Source organism: Sanguibacter keddieii DSM 10542 (genome assembly GCF_000024925.1).
Classification (GTDB): domain Bacteria; phylum Actinomycetota; class Actinomycetes; order Actinomycetales; family Cellulomonadaceae; genus Sanguibacter; species Sanguibacter keddieii.
Genome location: NC_013521.1, coordinates 585,403 through 603,376, shown reverse-complemented (window position 1 = coordinate 603,376; position 17,974 = coordinate 585,403). Strand labels below are relative to the sequence as shown.

General features: G+C 73.3%; 11 protein-coding genes. 4 read left to right on the top strand and 7 right to left on the bottom strand.

Translation table 11 applies throughout. The features are described from left to right. The first annotated feature begins 163 nt into the window (after positions 1-163). On the top strand, positions 164-1,453 hold the full coding sequence (locus SKED_RS02635; RefSeq protein ID WP_012865570.1) for an MFS transporter: 1,290 nt from the start codon (positions 164-166) through the stop codon (positions 1,451-1,453). Here SKED_RS02635 and SKED_RS02630 read toward each other — a convergent pair. From SKED_RS02630 to SKED_RS20825, 5 genes are all read right to left on the bottom strand, one after another. Beyond that, positions 1,424-3,994 (bottom strand): glycoside hydrolase family 95 protein, encoded by a 2,571-nt coding sequence (locus SKED_RS02630; protein ID WP_012865569.1) that lies wholly within the window; start codon positions 3,992-3,994, stop codon positions 1,424-1,426. The two genes, SKED_RS02635 and SKED_RS02630, sit on opposite strands and share 30 nt — an antisense overlap. A gap of 58 nt (positions 3,995-4,052) precedes the next feature. Further along, positions 4,053-4,385: a ribbon-helix-helix domain-containing protein gene (locus SKED_RS02625; RefSeq protein ID WP_012865568.1), complete on the bottom strand. Its 333-nt coding sequence runs from the start codon at positions 4,383-4,385 to the stop codon at positions 4,053-4,055. Further along, complete coding sequence (locus SKED_RS02620; RefSeq protein ID WP_143755628.1) at positions 4,382-4,648, bottom strand: hypothetical protein; 267 nt, start codon at positions 4,646-4,648, stop codon at positions 4,382-4,384. Before SKED_RS02620 ends, SKED_RS02625 begins: the two co-directional genes overlap by 4 nt. An 87-nt stretch (positions 4,649-4,735) precedes the next feature. Continuing rightward, the gene (locus SKED_RS02615; RefSeq protein WP_012865566.1) at positions 4,736-5,722 is read right to left on the bottom strand and encodes an aldo/keto reductase; all 987 of its coding nucleotides are present in this window, start codon (positions 5,720-5,722) and stop codon (positions 4,736-4,738) included. A 127-nt stretch (positions 5,723-5,849) separates the two neighbouring features. Continuing rightward, on the bottom strand, positions 5,850-11,492 hold the full coding sequence (locus SKED_RS20825; RefSeq protein WP_012865565.1) for a rhamnogalacturonan lyase family protein: 5,643 nt from the start codon (positions 11,490-11,492) through the stop codon (positions 5,850-5,852). A gap of 355 nt (positions 11,493-11,847) precedes the next feature. Here SKED_RS20825 and SKED_RS20235 point away from each other — a divergent pair, with 355 nt between their 5' ends. Both SKED_RS20235 and SKED_RS02600 read left to right on the top strand, forming a co-directional pair. Continuing rightward, positions 11,848-12,207 carry a cupin domain-containing protein gene (locus SKED_RS20235; protein WP_012865564.1) on the top strand — a complete coding sequence of 120 codons (360 nt, stop codon included), beginning with the start codon at positions 11,848-11,850 and terminating at the stop codon, positions 12,205-12,207. Beyond that, complete coding sequence (locus SKED_RS02600; RefSeq protein WP_012865563.1) at positions 12,204-13,292, top strand: ankyrin repeat domain-containing protein; 1,089 nt, start codon at positions 12,204-12,206, stop codon at positions 13,290-13,292. Before SKED_RS20235 ends, SKED_RS02600 begins: the two co-directional genes overlap by 4 nt. Before the next feature lie 67 nt (positions 13,293-13,359). Here SKED_RS02600 and SKED_RS02595 read toward each other — a convergent pair whose 3' ends face one another. Both SKED_RS02595 and SKED_RS02590 read right to left on the bottom strand, forming a co-directional pair. Beyond that, positions 13,360-15,006 carry a mannitol dehydrogenase family protein gene (locus SKED_RS02595; RefSeq protein WP_012865562.1) on the bottom strand — a complete coding sequence of 549 codons (1,647 nt, stop codon included), beginning with the start codon at positions 15,004-15,006 and terminating at the stop codon, positions 13,360-13,362. Positions 15,007-15,067: 61 nt separating this feature from the next. Then, positions 15,068-16,183, bottom strand: a complete 1,116-nt coding sequence (locus tag SKED_RS02590; protein WP_012865561.1) for a LacI family DNA-binding transcriptional regulator — start codon at positions 16,181-16,183, stop codon at positions 15,068-15,070. A 286-nt stretch (positions 16,184-16,469) separates the two neighbouring features. Between SKED_RS02590 and uxaC the strand changes: the two genes are divergently transcribed. Continuing rightward, positions 16,470-17,948 (top strand): glucuronate isomerase, encoded by a 1,479-nt coding sequence (uxaC, locus tag SKED_RS02585; protein ID WP_012865560.1) that lies wholly within the window; start codon positions 16,470-16,472, stop codon positions 17,946-17,948. Positions 17,949-17,974: the final 26 nt, after the last annotated feature.

Below are 17,974 nucleotides of genomic sequence, written 5' to 3'. Positions count from 1 at the left end.
CAATACAGCGACCCGCGTCACAGTGGCAAGCCCTTTCCGAGGCTCCACGCTGCATCCGGGCCGATCCTCGCGTTCCGGACACCGGTCCGGGCACCCGCTGTGCAGGCGCTTTCCGTGCGAGTAGGCTGCTCAGGGTTGAATCCATTCAGACGAAGGCGTCTCTGTGACTGATCCGCTCGACCCCCGTCCGAGCACACCGAACGATCCCTCCGAGCACCCCACCCCGCCTGCTGCGACGCCGGCGCCGAGCCTGCTGCGCAACCACAACTACCGGCTGTTCCTCGTCGCGCAGTTCAGCGGCGGGACCGGCGTGTGGATGCTGCGCCTGTCCCAGGACTGGCTGGTCCTCCAGCTCACCCAGAGCCCGGCGGCCGTCGGGGTCGTCGTCGCCCTGCAGTTCCTCCCCCTGCTGGCCTTCGGGCCGATGGGCGGCGTCATCGCCGACCGGCACGACAAGCGACGCCTCGTCATGGGAGCCCAGGGCACTGCCGCGGTCCTCGCCGCCGTGCTGGCGAGCCTCACCATCGCCGGTCTGGTCACCGTGCCGCTCATCTACTGCTTCGCGTTCCTGCTCGGCTGTGTCGCGGTGATCGACCAGCCGGCCCGGCAGGTCCTCGTCAACGAGCTCGTGGGCGACAGCATGCTCCGCTCCGCGATCAGCACCAACAACGCGCTCAACCAGCTGAGCGGCATGGTGGGGCCCGCGATCGCCGGCGCTCTCATCCACCAGGTGGGCCAGGGATGGGCCTTCGCGGCCAACTCGGTGCTGTGCCTGGTGGTCGTCACGCTCTTCGGCCTCATGCGGGCCCGTGAGATGACGCGGGTGCCCGTGGTGGCACGCGCCAAGGGCCAGCTCAGGGAGGGCGCCCGGTACATCCTCGACCGGCCGCGCCTCCTGTGGGTGGTGGTCCTCGCAGGGCTCATGGGCGCCTTCGGGATGAACGGCCCCGTGGTCCTCGCCGCCTTCGCCGACTTCGAGTGGCAGACAGGCTCCGGCGGCTTCGGCCTCTACAACTCGGTGAGCGCCGTCGGCGGGCTCGTCGGCGCCGTCACCGCTGCGAGGCTGCGGAACCTCCGGGTGCGGACCGTCGTCATCGGGGCTGGCATCTTCGCCGTCGCCGAGGGCGTCGGTGCGCTGTCGCCGAACCACGCCGTGTTCCTCGTGATGCTCGCGGTGATCGGCGCCGCCACGATGTTCTTCCTCACCAGCGCCGCGACCTACGTCCAGCTGAGCGCCGCACCGAAGGTCCGCGGCCGTGTCATGGCGTTCTACATGCCGCTGCTGCTCGGCGGGCACGCGGCCGGCGGGCTGATCCAGGGGGCGTTCACCGAACACCTCGGGGTGCGCGGCGGCCTGGTGCTCACCGGGGTCTGCGGGCTGGCCGCGACGGCGGTCGTCGCGCTCGCGCTGCGGGCACACCGCTCACGCGACACCGAGGCCGGTCGGGACTGACCGGACCTGAGCACCTCCGACCAGGTCGTCGGCGTCGTCCCCGTCTCCGACCGCGGTCACCACGGTGTGGCGCCCGTCGGCCGTCGGCAGCGTGAGCTCCACCCGGCGACCGGCGGGGCCGGCGAGGACCACCTCGACCACCAGGCCTGACTGCCAGACGAGGTCGACCGTGACCCCGCCGCGCGCCCGGAGACCGGTCGCCCTCCCGTCCTGCCACCCCGACGGCAGGGCTGGGAGGAGCTCGACGACGGTGGTCTCCGCGGTCGTCCGGTGCGACTGCAGCAGCATCTCGGCGACACCGGCGGTGAACCCCAGGTTCCCGTCGACCTGGAACGGCGGGTGCGCGCAGAAGAGGTTCGGGTACACCCCGGCACCCGTGCCGGGCGGGGCGCCCGCGGGTGCTCCGTCGGCGGTCGGCCGCAGGAACGCGCCCAGTGCGGCCTCGGCCCCGTCGACGTCACGCAGCCGGGCGCGCAACGCGAGACGCCAGGCGAGCGACCAGCCCGTGGAGTCCGGGCCGCGGGCGTCGAGCGTGGCGAGCGCGGCCGCCGCGAGACCGGGCTCGGTCTGCGGGTCGACCCTGCTGCCGGGGTAGACGCCGACGAGGTGCGACTGGTGCCGGTGCTCGGGCTCGGCGTCGACGAGGTCGGTCGACCACTCGGCGAGACGACCGTCGGGGAGGACGCGCTCGAGGGGCAGCCGGTCGAGGGCGGCGCGGGCCGCAGCCTGCCAGGCCTCGTCGGCGGGCGCCGGCGCACCTGCGGGGAGCGGCGCGTCGGCCTCGACGAGGACCTGCGCCGCGTCGAGGCAGCGCCCGAGCAGCTCGCGGACCATCGCGAGGTCGGAGGTCGTCGAGACCGTCACCGCGGCCGGGAGACCGTCGGGGGCGACGTACCGGTTCTCCGGGGAGGTCGCGGGCGACGTGCCGAGGGTGCCGTCGGGCTGCTCGACGAGCCAGGCGAGCGCGAAGTCCGCCGCACCGCGCAGCAGCGGCCAGGCGTCGGCGAGGAAGCCCAGGTCGCGGGACCAGTCGTACCGGTCCCACAGGTGCGTGGCCAACCACACGCCGCCGAGCGGCCACGCCGTCCACGACGGGTCCGAGTCCCCGTCGCCCGCCGGCAGCGAGAAACCCCAGACGTCTGAGTTGTGGTGCGCGGCCCACCCGGGGAGGCCGTAGACCTCGCGGGCGGTGTCCCCGCCGGTCCGGGCGAGGTCTGCCAGCCAGGAGGTGAGCGGCTCGTGGCACTCGTCGAGGTTCGCCGGACCAGCAGGCCAGTAGTTCATCTCGGTGTTGATGTTGGTCGTGTAGTTGCTGCTCCACGGCGGGACGACGCTCTCGTTCCAGATGCCCTGGAGGTTCATCGGGCGGGTCCCCGGACGGGACCCCGCGATCATGAGATACCGGCCGTACTGCGCCTGGAGGGCCGCGAGCGCCGGGTCCGGTGCTCCCGCAGCGTGACGGGCGAGACGCTCGGGGACGGTGAGCCCACTGTCGGGCGCGGGCCCGAGGTCGATCTCGACGCGACCGAAGAGGGCGTCGTGGTCGGCGACGTGCTCGGCGCGCAGGGCCGGGAGACCGGAGGCGGTGATCGCGTCGACGACGCCCGAGGTCCGCAGCGCGACCGCCGCGCGCAGGGAGTCGACGTCGCCGTGGGGTGCGGTCTCGGCGTCGACGAAGTCCGTCTCGGTGCCGAGCACCAGGGTGACGTAGGTGGCGCCGACGACCTCGACCGCGTCTGCCGTCGCCGAGGGACCGCCGTCGCCGACGATGCCGTCGGTGTGCACGGCGACATGGACCGCCGCGGTCACGGCGGCACCCGGTGCGGGGTCGTAGCGGACGTGCACGTCAGCCGGCTCGTGGTCGGGCACGACGTCCGAGGGCATCCGTACCGTGACCGCGAGGCCGGTCGGTGTGCCCTGCACGTCCAGGGTCGGGTGCGGAGAGGTGAGCGACACCCGCAGCGCCGGGAGCGTGCCGTCGGTAGCACGCCGGTCGACGACCAGGACACCGCGCGGGGCGCTGGACCACGTCTCCTGGACGACGGTCCCGCCCGCCCCTGTCCAGGTGTGGCGGGCGACGGCCGTCCGCAGGTCGAGGGACCGGGCGTAGCCAGTCCTCGGCTCGGGGTCCACCGCGCCACCGGCGGGGTCCACCTCGACGAGCAGCAGGTCGACGAGCGGCTGGTACGCCTGCGAGTGCCCGTGCTGGAGGCGCTGGACGGCGCGCTCAGCGGCGCGGACATCACCCGCGGCGAGCGCAGCCCGCGCGTCGTCGACGATCCCCGGCCCCTCCCCCGTCTCGAAGTGCCGCCGACCGGCGGTCGTCGCCGGCGAACCCGACCAGCAGGTGTCGTCGTTGACCTGGACCCGGTCGTCCGTGGTCCCGCCGAAGCACATCGCCCCCAGACGCCCGTTGCCGACCGGCAAGGCCTCGGTCCAGCGCCCGGCCGGGGCGTCGTAGGCCAGGACGAGCGGCCGTGCGGCCGCCTCGTTGTCGAGGTCGGAGCGGAGGGAAGAAGGGGCGACGGCGCGCTCGGTCACTACGGATCTCCTGTGATCGCGGGACGGTGGCGACCGCGACGGTGCGGCCGTGACCAGCCTACGAGGCGCTGGCGATGTAGGAGTCGAGCGCCTTGCGCACGAAGTCGCTGCGGCTCACCCCGAGCTTGAGCCGCGCTGACTCGATCGCCTGGTTGGTCTGGTCGCTGACTGCGACGTTGACACGGGGGGAGCGCTGCCCGTGAGGCTTGGGAGGAGAACCGTCCAGGCGCGGGCGCCCGACCCTGCGCTCGACGGCTGCGACGTCGACACCCGCAGTCTCGAGCATCGCGCGCGCCTCTGCGCCGGCCTGCGGGCCGGTGACGGCTCGCCGGGGCTTGGTGAGTCCGGACTCGGCCCACTGGGCCAGCTGCCGGTCGGTCTCTGAGCTCATCGCTCCTCCTCATATCCGACGGTGTTGCGAGTGCTCTCGCGGAGCCTCATGACGTGGAAGACGCGGACGTCACCGGGTGGGGTGATGTTCACCATGACCTCCATGGTGCCGAAGCGGCTGGGGCCGATGTAGAGCCGCGGGCTCGTGTCGCGCCCGGGCCTCGGATCCTCGAAGTCGTCGTACATGGCGTGAGCGTTGAGCATGGCGTAGAGCGCTTCACCCTGTGGGATCTCGTGCTCGCTCGCACTGTCGGCCCACGTCATCGCCGTGGGGATAATGTCGCACGATACTCCCATTTGTGTCCACCACAATAGACGCGGGGTCGTCGCTCATGACGCCCGCCGCCACCCTCAGATGCTGATGTCCGGCAGGCTCGCGTGCGGGACGGGGGCCATCGGGTCGAGCAGCCAGGCCTCACGGAGCTCGGCCCACAGCTCCACGGGGACGGGCGTCCGGGCCGCGTCGAGGAAGGCCGAGACCTGGTCCGCCCCGCGAGCACCCACGACCGTCGACACCACGGCCGGGTGGGCCCGGACGAAGGCGAGGGCCGCGTCGGGCAGCGTCACGCCGTGGCGCTCGCAGGCGTCGGCGATCTTCCGGGCGCGCTCGAGCAGCGCGGCCGGGGCCTCGGAGTAGTTGTAGAGCGCGCCCTCGGGCGGCCGTGGTCGTGCGAGCAGCCCGGAGTTGAAGACCCCTCCGACGACGACGCCCACGTCGTGGGCGAGCGCGGCCGGCAGCAGGTCCGCGAGCGCGCCCTGCTCGAGGAGCGTGTAGCGCCCGGCGCACAGCACCAGGTCGATGTCGGTCTCCTGGACGAACCGGGTGAGCATCGCCGTCTGGTTCATGCCGGCCCCGACGGCGCGGACGAGGCCCTCCTCGCGCAGCTCGACCATCGCGGGGATCGCGGTCGAGAGCGCCTGCTCCTCGTGGTCGTCGGGGTCGTGGAGGTAGAGGACGTCGACGCGGTCGAGGCCGAGACGGTCGAGGCTGTCGTGCAGGGAGCGTCGGATGCCGTCACGGCTGAGGTCGTACTCGAGCCGGTGGTCGGCCGGGACGTCGAACATGCTGTCGCGCTCGTCGGCGGTCTCGGGCGAGGGGACGAGGCGGCGACCCACCTTGGTCGAGAGCACGTACTCGTCGCGCGGTCGGTCTGCGAGCAGGGCACCGAGACGGCGCTCGGAGAGGCCGCGGCCGTAGGCGGGGGCGGTGTCGAAGTAGCGCACGCCGCCGTCCCACGCGGTGTCGACCGCACCGGAGGCCTCGGCGTCCGTCGTCTGCCGGTAGAGGTTCCCGAGCTGGGACGTCCCGAGTCCCAGGGGGCTGAGGTTGACCGTCATCTGCACACCATGGCAGGTCGGGGGCGGGTGCGCACGCGCTCGCCCCCGGGCGCGAGGAGCACCCGGGGGCGAGACGTCGCCAGACGGTGGTCAGCCCGTGGGCGAGCCGTGCGGCTCGACCCAGGGCTCAGGCCCCGTCGCCGTGGCCTGCCTGGCCGTGGCGGCGTCGCACCACGAGCAGCACCGCGCCGGCGAGCAGCAGGAGCACGCCCGCCGCGACCACGGCGCCGACCTGGGCGCCGGTCGCGCTCAGCGCCGACGGCCCGGAGCCACCGGTGGCGGAGGAGCCGGCGTCAGGGCCGTCGGCGTCGACGACGGCACCCCCACCCCCAGCGCCGCCGCCGGCACCGGGACCAGCGCCCGGGGCGGTCCCGGGAGCAGGGTCCGTGCCCGGGTCGGGGTCTCCCCCGGGACCGGGGTCCACGCCGGGACCGGGGTCCACACCCGGGCCCGGGTCGACGCCCGGCTCCTCGTCGGCGACCACGACGAGCGCGGTCCAGCCGACCACCTCGTCAGCGCCGTCCTGCACCACGAGGCGGTGCGTGCCCGGCTCGGCGTCGAGCGGGATGACCGCGTCGAGGCCGCTCTCGGCCGAGACGCGCTGCCAGTCACCCAGCAGCACGGGCTCGGAGCGCAGCCACACCGACATCCAGTCGCCGACGCGGCTCTCGTCGACGAGCGTCACCGGGACGGTGTCGCCCGGGCGGTAGGTGCCCTCCGGGACGGTCACCAGGTCCTCGAGCCCGGGCAGCAGCGCGGACTCGTCGGCGGCGACCGGCGGACCGGTCGGCTCCGTCACGACGCCGTTCCCCTCGACCCCGGTGTACGTGATCGACGGTGCAGCTGGCGTCTCCATGCCCTCCCCGAGGAAGAACGAGGGGTGCGGCGGCTGGTTGTACGAGACGTTCTGCCACGCCACGCCGAGCCGGTAGACCGGGTCGTGCATGAGCGTGCGCAGGCGGTGCTCCGTGACGTCCGTCGTGGTGAAGACGCGCAGCGCCGTCGAGTCGTCCGTGCGGTACACGAGCTCCTCGCGCCAGTCGCCGAACAGGTCGGCCTGGAGGGCGGGGTTCCCCTTGGTGTCGTTGTTCGACCGGGTCCCGTCGAAGGTCTCGAGGCGGACGGTCTGACCGGCCTCCCAGTCCCACTTCGACACCGTCGGGACACCGGTGCGGGTCTCGACCGTGAAGTCGTGGTCGGTGATCTCCCGGAGGAGGTCGCCGTCCCACCACGTGAGGAAGTTCGCCGCAGGGATGCTGTCGGTGATGACCGTGCCGTCGGCGGCGCGCATCTCGCCGTCCCGGCTGTCCCACGCGCCGTCGGCCGTGACGGCCCACGACTCGGCACCGTCGTACCGCGGGTCGATGTCGCCCGAGGCACCACGTCCGACGTCGCGGGTGGCCGGCATCGACCACAGCACCTCGCCGGTGGCGGCGTCGCGCATGGTCGCACCGATGCCCTGCTGCGAGGGAGCAGACTCGTGCACGGCGAACACCTCGAGGCCGGGCCGCGAGGGGTCGAGGTCCGACACGTGCATGGCGTCGCCGTGGCCCAGACCGGTCGAGTAGAGGACGGTGCCGTCGTCGTCGATGGTCATGGACCCGAAGACGATCTCGTCCTTCTGGTCGCCGTCGACGTCGGCCACGGACAGGTTGTGGTTGCCCTGGCCCTCGTACTGGCGCCCTGCGACGTCCGAGTCGAACACCCACCGCTGCGAGATCGACGTGCCGTCGAAGTCGTAGGCGGCGATCACGGTGCGGGTGTAGTAGCCGCGGCTGAAGACCGCGCTCGGGTGCTCGCCGTCGAGGTAGGCGATGCCCGCGAGGAACCGGTCGACACGGTTGCCGTAGCCGTCGCCCCAAGCACCCACGTCACCGCGCGGCGGGTCGTAGTCGACGGTGTCCACGGCGGCGCCGGTCTCCCCGTCGAACACGGTGAGGAACTCGGGTCCGTCGAGGACGTACCCGCCCGAGTTCCGGTAGTCGGCCCCGGCGTCGCCGATGACCGTGCCCACGCCGTCGACCGTGCCGTCGGCCGTCTTGAGCATGAGCTCGGCGCGACCGTCGGAGTCGAGGTCGAACAGCATCATCTGCGTGTAGTGCGCCCCGGCGCGGATGTTCGGCCCCATCGAGATGCGCCACAGGCGCGTCCCGTCGAGGCGGTACGCGTCGATCAGCACCTCGCCGGTGTAGCCACCCTGCGAGTTGTCCTTGCTGTTGCTCGGCGACCACATGACGACGAGCTCGTACTCGCCGTCGCCGTCGAGGTCCCCGACGGTGGTGTCGCCGGCCGAGTACGTGAAGGGCTGGCCGTCCTTGGTGTAGCCGTCGGCGGGCTTGTCGAGCGGGATGTCGAGCGAGCCGTCGGCCCACACGCCGAACTCGGCCGTGGGCGTCGAGCGCAGGCCCGCGTAGACGGGGGTGACGGTGTACACCGAGTCGACGGTCCCGTCGGGGTCGACGTAGTTGGTGCTCGTGGTGATCGGCGCCGGGGTGATCGTCGTGCCGTCGCGCTGGACGGTGAAGCCGATCTCCTCGGGGTCGAGGCCCAGCATGCGCCACCCGAGGTAGACGCCGTCGTCGACGGCGACCGCGACGGGCGACCGGTCGAGGTGCTCGGCCTGGCGGACCAGGACGGTGTCGGCGGTCGAGGCGACGCGTGCGGAGCGACCGGACTCGCCGCCGGCGTTCACCGCGCTCACCTCGTAGTGGTACGGCACGGTCGTGAGGACCGTGGTGTCGGTGAAGGTGGGCGTGGTCGACGTGCCGAGGAGCACGGCGTCGCCGTCGGCGGTCGCCGAGCGGTAGACCGACCAGGCGATCGCGTCGTCCTGCGCTTCCCAGGTGAGGGTCACGTCGTTCTTGCCGACGGCACCGAGCGCCAGGCCTGTCGGCACGGCGGGTGCCGTGACGTCGGGGTCGACCGTGACGACCTCGAGCGCGTTGGACGCCACGGACTCGAGGCCTGCCGCGTCGACGGCGGTCACGGTGTACGTGTACACCTGGCCGACGGCGGCACCCGAGTCGGTCCCGGTGGTGCCTGCCGCGTCGGAGACGAGGACCGGGACCTGCTCGTTGGCGCCCTGGCGGTACAGCCGGTAGGTCGCCGCGGCAGCGACGCCCTCCCACGAGAAGCTGGTGGTCACCGTGGTGCCGTCGACCACGAGGTCGTCGAGGACCAGCTGCTGCGGCGCGAGCATCAGCGGGGTGACCTCGATGCCGTTGAGCCGCGACGACGTCCCGGTGAGCTGGATGTTCAGCTGGCCGTCGGTGACGAGCACCGGCGACGAGGTCTTCTCGGAGACCCCGCCGGCGCCCGCGTTCGACGCACCGTAGTCCTTGCCCTCGATGACGACGTTGGAGCGGCTGGTACCGATCCAGTCACCGTTGTAGGTCTTCACGGCGTAGGTGCCGTTCGGCACGTCGAGCGCGAAGACGTGCTGCGGACCGGGCAGCAGGAAGTCCCGCTGGAGGTCGTTCGGCGGCGGCGTGAAGCCGACCCCGCGGTCACGACCGCCGAGACCGGTCACGTCGAGGAAGCCGAAGCCCGTCTCGGGCGTGTAGAGCGACTTCTCGTTCACCTCGGTGTAGCCGGGCATGAGCGGGTTGCCGGCGAGCTGCACGTCGAACCTGTACAGCGCGTGCGAGGTGGTGACGCGCACGGGTGCCGACGGCTCCGAGTCGCCGCGACCGTTGACCGCGACCACCCGGAAGTCGTACGCGGTGCCCTCGGTCAGGCCCGTCACCGCAGACTGCGGGAGGGTCGACGAGCCGACGAGCGCGTAGGCGTCGTCGGTCGCGTCGGCAGCCTTGCGGTGCACGGTGTAGATGTCGGCCCCCTCGACGGGGGCCCAGCGCAGCAGCGCGCCGGCGTTCGAGACGTCGCCCGCGACCAGGCCGGTCGGGGCGGCCGGGACCGCGGCGGGCGGCTCGACCTCGAGGACGTGCGCCGCGAGCGGGACGTCGAGGTCCGCCACGGCGCCGGCGACGAGCCGGGCCAGCTGGATCGCGCCGTACTCCTGGAAGTGGGTGTCGTCGGTCGTCCCCGCCGGACGGCCGGGGTAGACGCCGGCCGGCACGTGCAGGAACACCGACTTCGCCGCCTCCGCGCCGATCGAGTCGAGGTACTCCCGGCTCAGCCGGGACAGGTCGACGAGGGCCACGCCCTCGTCGGCCGCGAGGTCCGTGGCCGCCTGGACGTACTCGGGGAACGACACGGTGAAGCGGCCGTCGCCGTCGACCGCGCGGCGCGAGACCGGGGTCACGACGACGGGCGTCGCGCCGCGCTGCTGGGCGCCCTCGACGAAGGTCCGCAGGTACTCCGCGTAGTCGGCCGGTCCCGCGTAGCGGTCGTCGACGCCGTAGGAGTTGTCGTTGTGGCCGAACTGGACCACGAGGTGGTCGCCCGGGGTGATCTGCCGGAGGACCTCGTCGAGGCGTCCCTGGCTGATGAAGTTCTTGGTGCTGCGGCCGCCGATCGCGTGGTTGTCGACCGTGACCTCGTCGTCGAGGAACCGGTCGAGCATCTGACCCCAGCCGGCCTGCGGGGCGTACCCCGAGGTGTAGCTCTGGACGGTCGAGTCGCCGGTGAGGAACACCGTCGGCGACCCGGGTGCTCGGTCCGGCAGGCGGGTGATCGTCAGCGCCGCGAGGTTGGCGGCGGTGCCGCCCAGCTCGAGGTTGAGCTGGCCGTCGACGAGCGCGATGTCGAAGGACATCTCGAGCGTCTCGCCCGCTGGGCGGGTGGTCGGCTGGACCTTGGCGATGGTCTCGGCGGTGATCGAGATGTCCGTGGGTCCGGCGCTGTCCCCGGCGACGAGGGAGACCGTGTAGTCCCCGGCCGGGAGGTCGACGACCAGCTCGGTGTCGCCCACGGTGACGAAGTCGGACCGCAGGGCGTCGTCGCCCCCGCGGTCCGTGGACGTCACCTGCGCGGGGTCGACGAAGCCGATGCGTGACTCGGTCGTGTACGCCGAGGTGGCGTCGAGGGCGGTCCAGCCGTCCTCGACGGCCCCCGGCCCGAGGTCGAGCCGCAGCTCGCCGCCCTCGGGGAGCTCCGCGGGGGTGGCGACGGGCGTGGCCGTCGCGGCGGAGAAGCCCGAGCGGCCGGCGGCCGTGGTCGCGGCGACCCGGTAGAAGCCCACCACCGACGTGTCGGCGGCCTCGTCGACGAGGGTGAAGGCGCGCTCGCCGGTCCGGCCGACCTCGACCTGCTCGCCGTCAGGGGTGTCGGCACGGGTCAGGACGTAGCCCGTGGCACCGGCGACCTGGTCCCAGCGGAGCGTCGCCGCCGTGTCGGTGACGCGCGCCGTGCGGACCCAGGCCGGGGCCGCGAGCGCGGGGTCGACGGGGTCGTCTGCGGCGGTCACCTCTGTGGTGTCGGGGTCCTCGGTGGTCTCGGGGGCGACAGCGTCGGTTCCGGGGGCCTCGGGCTCCGGTACCTCGGGCTGAGGCGCGGGTAGGTCGGCCTCGGGCTCGGTCGCTCCCTCCTCAGGTTCAGCCGGCGCTGTCTCGCCCTCGGGCTGGTCCTCGGCCTCGGGGGTCGCGGCAGCGTCTGTCTCGGGCGCGGCGGGCGTCGCGTCCTGCGTGGCGACGACCTCGTCGGACGCGTCAGCGGCGACGGACGGGGTCGCGACGACGACGGCGGTCAGCGCTGTCGAGAAGGCCGCGGCTGCCGCGACCGCCGCTCTCAGGGTCCTGCTCCGGTGCCGGCGGGGCGTCATCGGCCCGCCGGCCCTCGGGGGTGTGCCCCCGGGGTGGTTGCTCTGCATGAAAGGTCTCCTGCTCGTGGGATCTCGGACGGTCGGCTCCCTCGCCGTGCGTCCGTGCACGGGCGAGGAAGACCACGCCACCTCCCTGGGCCGGTCGTCCTCGACGCGGCACGCACGGCGTGCTGCCGTGCGACGGGAGTGGTGCGGGTGGTGCGAGGTCGTACGGGTGGGACGACGTCGAGGGCGACGCCTGCTCAAACCTGTGAATCGTTTCAACACGCCCTGCGGGCTCAACGGTGAACCTGCCGAGGTGGTGTCGTCCGGCGGGAATGCGCTTCCCGTCGGTGCCACCGACCTTGGCAGAGCGGGTGAGGACTGTCAACGGCACGAGCCCCGGTCCGCGCTAAGGTCACGCATGGACATCTCCACCACGAGCCCCGCCACCTTCGACGACGCACCCGGGATCGGCATGGCGCTGCTCGCCGACGGGACCTCCGCCCGGCACACCCGGGTCGACGTCGCGACGCTCGCGCCAGGCAGCTCGCTCCCCCGGCACGCGGCCGGGACCGACCAGGTGTTCCACGTGGTCAGCGGCACCGGCCGGGTCGCCGCAGGCGACGGCGTCGAGCACGCCGTCTCGGCCGGCACCACGGTGCGGTGGTCCCGCGGAGAGCAGCACACCTCGTGGGCCGACACCGAGATGACCGTCGTCATCGTGCAGGTGCGGCCGGCACAGCCTGCGGAGACCTCAGACGCCGCTGCGGACCTCGGATGAGCGCGGAGGAGGCTCCTCCCACGATCTCGGGCTACTGGGTGGAGAAGGCGTCCGCCGAGGAGATCTTCGCGGTCTACGACCCGACGACGTGGCCGACCTACCGGGACCGCTCCGGGAGGTCTCTCCTGACGAGCGCCGTCGGACGGCACGACCCGGAGACCCGCGCGCTCCTCACGCACCGCCTGCTCGACGACGGCGCCGACCCGAACCCGAGGGTCTCGGAGGGGTACACCCTGCTGCACGTCCTGCTGTCGCGGGCACGGGACCCCGAGATCGACCCGCCGCTGGTCCGCCACCTCATCGCCGCCGGTGCGGACATGAACAAGGCAGCCGGGCGTCACGGCCTCCGCCCCGTCGAGGACGTCGACCACCCGAAGCTCTCCCCGGCGGAGCTCGAGCCGTACTACCGGGCGTTCTTCGACCAGCCCGGGCTCGAGCTGCTCGAGAAGAACCGCCGCGGGCGCTCGGTGCTCGACCACGCACGGCTCTGGCGCCGCAAGCCCCAGCTGCTCGAGCACGTCATGGCCTATCTGCAGCAGATCGACCAGGCGCCCGTCGACGAGCCGCTCACCCAGACCGCAGCGTGGCAGACGCTCGACGAGATCCTCGCGAGGTACTCACCAGCGGACGCCGCGGCGGTCGACGCGGAGACGGGCGACAGCCTGCTGCACGCCGTCCTGCGCAACGCCGACCTCACCGTGCGGACAGCTCTCGTGCCTCGGCTGGTCGCCGACGGCGCCGACGTCACGCTGCGCACCGCGACCGGCGAGAGCGTGCTGCACCTCGCGCTCGCCCGGCACGGAGAGCGCGAGGCCGAGCAGGACGGCCGCGTGGTCGCTGCGTTGCTGGACGCAGGTGCTGACATCAACGCCGTGTCGGACGCGCGCAGCGTGCCGCTCACGACCCTCGCGCTCCAGGGGAGCTTCATGGAGTCCTCGGTCGGCCCGCTCTACGACGCGCTGCTCGCAGCTCCCGGGCTCGACCTGGACGTCGTCGTGGCCAAGGGGCGGACCGTGCTCGAGGCGGTGCAGAAGGCCGTGCCGCCGCGCCCCGAGCTGCTCGCGCGGCTCGAGGCGCGGGGCTGAGGACTCGCAGGCCCCGGAGTCGCCGGTCCCTCGCGCACCCAGTCCAGCACCCCACCTGGACGAGGCGTCAGCGACCCGGGTACCCCGCGAGCAGCCGCTCGGTGTGGGCGACGACGGCGTCCCGGAAGCCGGCGTGGTCGCGGACCTCGGCGGGGAACACCTGCTCGACCGCGAGCATCCGCCGCACCAGGGCCTCGGCGTGGACCGGTCCCACCTCGTCGGGCCCCGCGACCTCGGCCGCGGCGGCCCGCAGCTCGTCGGCGATCGGGTCGTCGAGGCGCAGCGGCTCGCCGGCGACCGTGCGGCCGACCGCGACGAACACGACCCAGCCCGCGACGCCGTGCGCCACCGCGTCGGGGACGGCGCCGTCAGCGAGCCTGTCGGCGGCCGTGGCGAGGAAACGGATGGGCAGCTTCTTGGAGCCGTCCATCGCCACCTGGATCGTCGTGTGGCCCAGCGCGGGGTTGGCGAAGCGCTCGAGGAGCGACTCCGCGTAGGTGGCGAGGTCGAGACCCTGCGGTGCGACGAGCGTCGGCGTGACGTCGTCGACGAGCAGCGACCGGGCCGCCGCGAGTAGCTCGGGGTCAGCGACGGCGTCGGCGATGAGCCGGTGCCCGGCGATCGAGCCCAGGTAGGCGAGCAGCGAGTGCGTGCCGTTGAGCATGCGCAGCTTGGCCCGCTCGAAGGGCGCGACGTCGTCGGTGAGCGTGGCTCCGGCGAGCTCCCACGCGGGCCGAGGACCGGCGAACCTGTCCTCGATGACCCACTGCATGAACGGCTCGGCGACCACGAGACCCTCGTCGCGCACTCCCGTCGCCTCCTCGGCCGCGGCGCGGTCGCCCTCGGTCGTGGCGGGCACGATGCGGTCGACCATGGTGCACGGGAAGGTCACCGAGGCGCGCAGCCACGCCCGCAGCCGCTCGACCTGCTCCAGGTCTGCGCCGGGCAGCCCGGCCGCGGCGTCGAGAGCCTGGCCGACGAGACCCTCGAGCACGTGACCGTTGTCGAGCAGGTTGTCGCAGGTGAGCACCGTCAGGGGCTCACCACCGGCGCGTGCTCGCGCCGCGAGCCCGCGGACCAGCAGGCCGATCGCGCTGCGTGCCGGCACGGCGTCCTCGACGACGTCGGGCGTCGTCGCCCCGCCCTGCACCGCGGTGCCGGTCTGGCGTGCGAGCGCGTCCGCCCCGCGGCTCTCGCCGACGAGCGCCTCGAGGTCGGCGAGGACGTCTCGGTCCCCGAGGTCGAGCCGGCCGTCGGCCCCCGCGCGGTAGCCCTTCTCCGTCACGGTCAGCGTCACGACGTGCGTGGTCGGCGCGGCGATCGCGTCGAGCACCCGCTGCGTCTCCTCGCCCGGGAACGCGACGCCGCGCACGGAGCCGACGAGGCGCAGGGAGGACGAGTCCTTGCCGACGGTCCGCACGCCGTACAGGCCGTCCTGCGGCACGAGCTGGTCGACCACCGCGGTCGAGCGCTGGGTGACCCCGAGGATCCCCCAGCCGGTCTCACCGGCGGCCGCCGCGGCATCCTCGGTGAACACCGCCTGGTGCGCGCGGTGGAACGCCCCGATGCCGAGGTGCACGATCCCGACGGTCACGGCCGACGGGTCGACCGCCGGCCCCGTGACACCGGACCGCTGCGAGACCTCCCCGTAGGTATGGAGGGTCAGGCGGTCCGTCGCGGGAGGCTGCGTGCTGGTCTGGTCGGTGCTCGTCATCGAGTCGGTCCTTCGGTCGGGCGGCACCGGGGCACCGCGGTCGTCGGGTCGGGAGGGCGCCTCAGGCGACGGCGGCCGGGACGCTGGTCGTCCCCCGGACCACCAGCTCGACGGACAGCCTGGAGCGCTGCGGCAGGTGGTCCTCGGCGAGGTCGGAGAGGTCGTCGTCGCGGTCGCCCCCACCGTCAGGAGCAGCGTCCTCGAGGTCGAGGAGCTCGCGGTCCTCGCGCGCCGCAGCCGCTCGACGGCGCCCGGGGGCGGGTGCGTCGTCTCCGCCGTCGAGCTGCTCGACGACCAGGTCGACCGCTCCCCGCCCGAGGGCAGCCAGCGGGATCTGCACCGTGGTGAGCGCGGGCGAGACGAGCGTCGCGACCGAGACGTCGTCGAAGCCGACGACCGACAGGTCGCGCGGCACCTCGAGCCCGCGCTGGCGGAGGCGGTCGACGAGGCCCAGCGCCTGGAGGTCGTTGTAGGTGAGCACCGCGGTCGCGCCGCTCGCCGCCACGAGGTCGGCGGCGGCGACGCCCCCGGCGAAGGTCGGGCGGAAGTGCCCGACGTCCACGACCTCGACGCCGAGCTCGGCTCCTGCGACCTCGAGGCCCCGTCGGCGCTCCGCGCCGGACCACGAGCCGGCCGGGCCGCTCACCGCCGCCACCGTCCGGTGACCGAGAGCCCTGAGGTGGCCGAGGGACTGGCGGACCCCACCGGCGTTGTCGACGGCGAGCGAGGCGAGGCCGTCGACCTCGCGGTTGAGCAGGACGGTCGGCAGGCCGTCGACCGCCGCCAGGAGGGAGACGTCCGAGGACCTGGGCGAGGCGAGGACGAGTCCGTCGACCTGCGCGGCGAGCATCGAGACCAGCTCGAGCTCCTGGCTCGCGTCCTCGTCGGAGTCGGCGATGAGCACGGCGTAGCCGCTCGTCCTGCCGCGGCTCTGCACGGCCTTGGTGATCGACGCGAAGAAGGGGTTCTCGAGGTCGGGGACCAGCAGGCCGAGGGTGGTGGTCCGTCCGACGCGCAGCCCGCGCGCCGTCGGGTTGGGACGGTAGTCGAGCTTCTTCGCCGCCTGCTCGACGCGCTCCCGGGTGGACTCCGAGACCATGCCGGGCGCCGAGAGCGCACGGGAGACCGTCGAGATCGAGACACCTGCGAGCGCTGCCACGTCGCGCACCGTCGCCATCAGCCGACCTCCTCGTCGATCCTCGTCCCGCGCGGGGCGCGCCGTGTGCGCCCTGTCGTCGGCCGGAGGCGCCACCGCCCGGAGGACCGAGGCGCACTTCCGCGGCTCTCAGTCTGCAAACGTTTTCGGTCCTGTGTCAAGATCGACCCTCCTCTGCGCCGCCCCACCCGCAGCCAGGGGCACAGTCGACTCTGAGATCGGCTCACTTCCGGCCTTGCACACGTCGTGCTCCGCGGGGCACGATGGACTGCAAACGATCACACAGTGTTTCAACGAGGAGACGACCGTGAGCACCGCGACGCCCAGCACCGCCACCTACCCGCTGCCCGACGGCGCGGCCGGCTGGACCCTCCACGACGACCGGGCGCTGCCCGCCGACCCCTCGACGCGCGCCGCCGCCCGGGAGATCTACCAGCAGACCCGGAGCCTGCCGATCGTGTCGATGCACGGGCACGTCGAGGCGCAGACCATCGACGAGAACCTCCCCTTCGGCAACCCGGCCGAGCTGCTCGTGGTCCCCGACCACTACCTGGTCCGGATGCTCGTGTCCCAGGGGGCGAGCGTCGACCGGCTGGGCATCGCCCCGGTCGACCCCACGAGCACGGTCGTGCCGGAGCAGGACCCGCGCGCCGTGTGGCGCCGGTTCTGCGAGAGCTGGCACCTGTTCCGCGGGACGCCCACCCGGTACTGGATGGAGCACGAGCTCGTCGAGGTGTTCGGCGTCGCCGAGCGCCCCTCGGCGGAGTCCGCCGACCGGATCTACGACCACCTCGACGCAGCGCTGCGCAGCGACGCCTTCCGCCCGCGCGCGCTCTTCGACCGCTTCGACATCGAGATCCTCGCGTCGACGGACCCCGCGTGGAGCCCGCTGAACCACCACGCGAACCTCGCGGCCGCCGGGTGGGGCGAGCGGGTGGTGCCCACCTTCCGACCGGACCCGCTGCTGCACCTCGACCGTCCCGGGTGGCGTGGCGACGTGGACCTGCTCGCCACGGCCTCGGGTGTCGACGTCACGTCGTACCCGGCGTACCTCGAGGCGCTCCGCGAGCGCCGTGCCGCCTTCGTGGCCGCCGGGGCCCGGGCCACCGACCACGGTCACCTCCTCGCCGACACCACCCCGCTCGCCGACGCCGAGGCGCACCGCATCTTCGACCTGGCGCTGAGCGGCGTCGCACCGAGCCCGGCAGAGGCGCAGGCCTTCAGCGGTCACATGCTGTTCCAGATGGCCGCGATGTCGGCCGAGGACGGCCTGGTCATGCAGCTGCACCCGGGTGTGCTCCGCGACCACGACAGGTCCGTGCTGGAAACCTTCGGGGCCGACAAGGGCTACGACATCCCCGTGCAGGTCGAGTACACGCGGTCGCTGCGCCCCCTCCTCGAGGCCTTCGGGCACCACCCCGGCTTCCGGCTGGTGCTCTTCACCATCGACGAGACCGTCTACTCGCGCGAGCTGGCCCCGCTGGCCGGTGTGTACCCGGCGGTGCGCCTCGGTGCGCCCTGGTGGTTCCTCGACTCCCCGGACGGCATGCGCCGGTTCCGGGAGACCTCGACCGAGACGGCCGGCTTCTACAACACGACCGGCTTCGTGGACGACACCCGCGCCTTCTGCTCCATCCCGGCCCGCCACGACCTGTCCCGCCGGGTCGACGCGGGATACCTCGCGCGGCTCGTCGTCGAGCACCGCCTCGACCTCGACGAGGCGACCGAGACGGCCGTGGACCTCGCGTACACCCTCCCGAAGGCCGCGTACGCACGGCGCGGGTAGGCGGCCGCCACACACCTGGACCGCGG

Coding starts and splice junctions, on each gene's coding strand:
- SKED_RS02625 (WP_012865568.1), bottom strand. CDS start 4,385: ATGAGCTCAGAGACCGACCGGCAGCTGGCCCAGTGGGCCGAGTCCGGA.
- SKED_RS20825 (WP_012865565.1), bottom strand. CDS start 11,492: ATGCAGAGCAACCACCCCGGGGGCACACCCCCGAGGGCCGGCGGGCCG.
- SKED_RS02620 (WP_143755628.1), bottom strand. CDS start 4,648: ATGACGTGGGCCGACAGTGCGAGCGAGCACGAGATCCCACAGGGTGAA.
- SKED_RS02590 (WP_012865561.1), bottom strand. CDS start 16,183: ATGGCGACGGTGCGCGACGTGGCAGCGCTCGCAGGTGTCTCGATCTCG.
- SKED_RS20235 (WP_012865564.1), top strand. CDS start 11,848: ATGGACATCTCCACCACGAGCCCCGCCACCTTCGACGACGCACCCGGG.
- SKED_RS02600 (WP_012865563.1), top strand. CDS start 12,204: ATGAGCGCGGAGGAGGCTCCTCCCACGATCTCGGGCTACTGGGTGGAG.
- SKED_RS02615 (WP_012865566.1), bottom strand. CDS start 5,722: ATGACGGTCAACCTCAGCCCCCTGGGACTCGGGACGTCCCAGCTCGGG.
- SKED_RS02595 (WP_012865562.1), bottom strand. CDS start 15,006: ATGACGAGCACCGACCAGACCAGCACGCAGCCTCCCGCGACGGACCGC.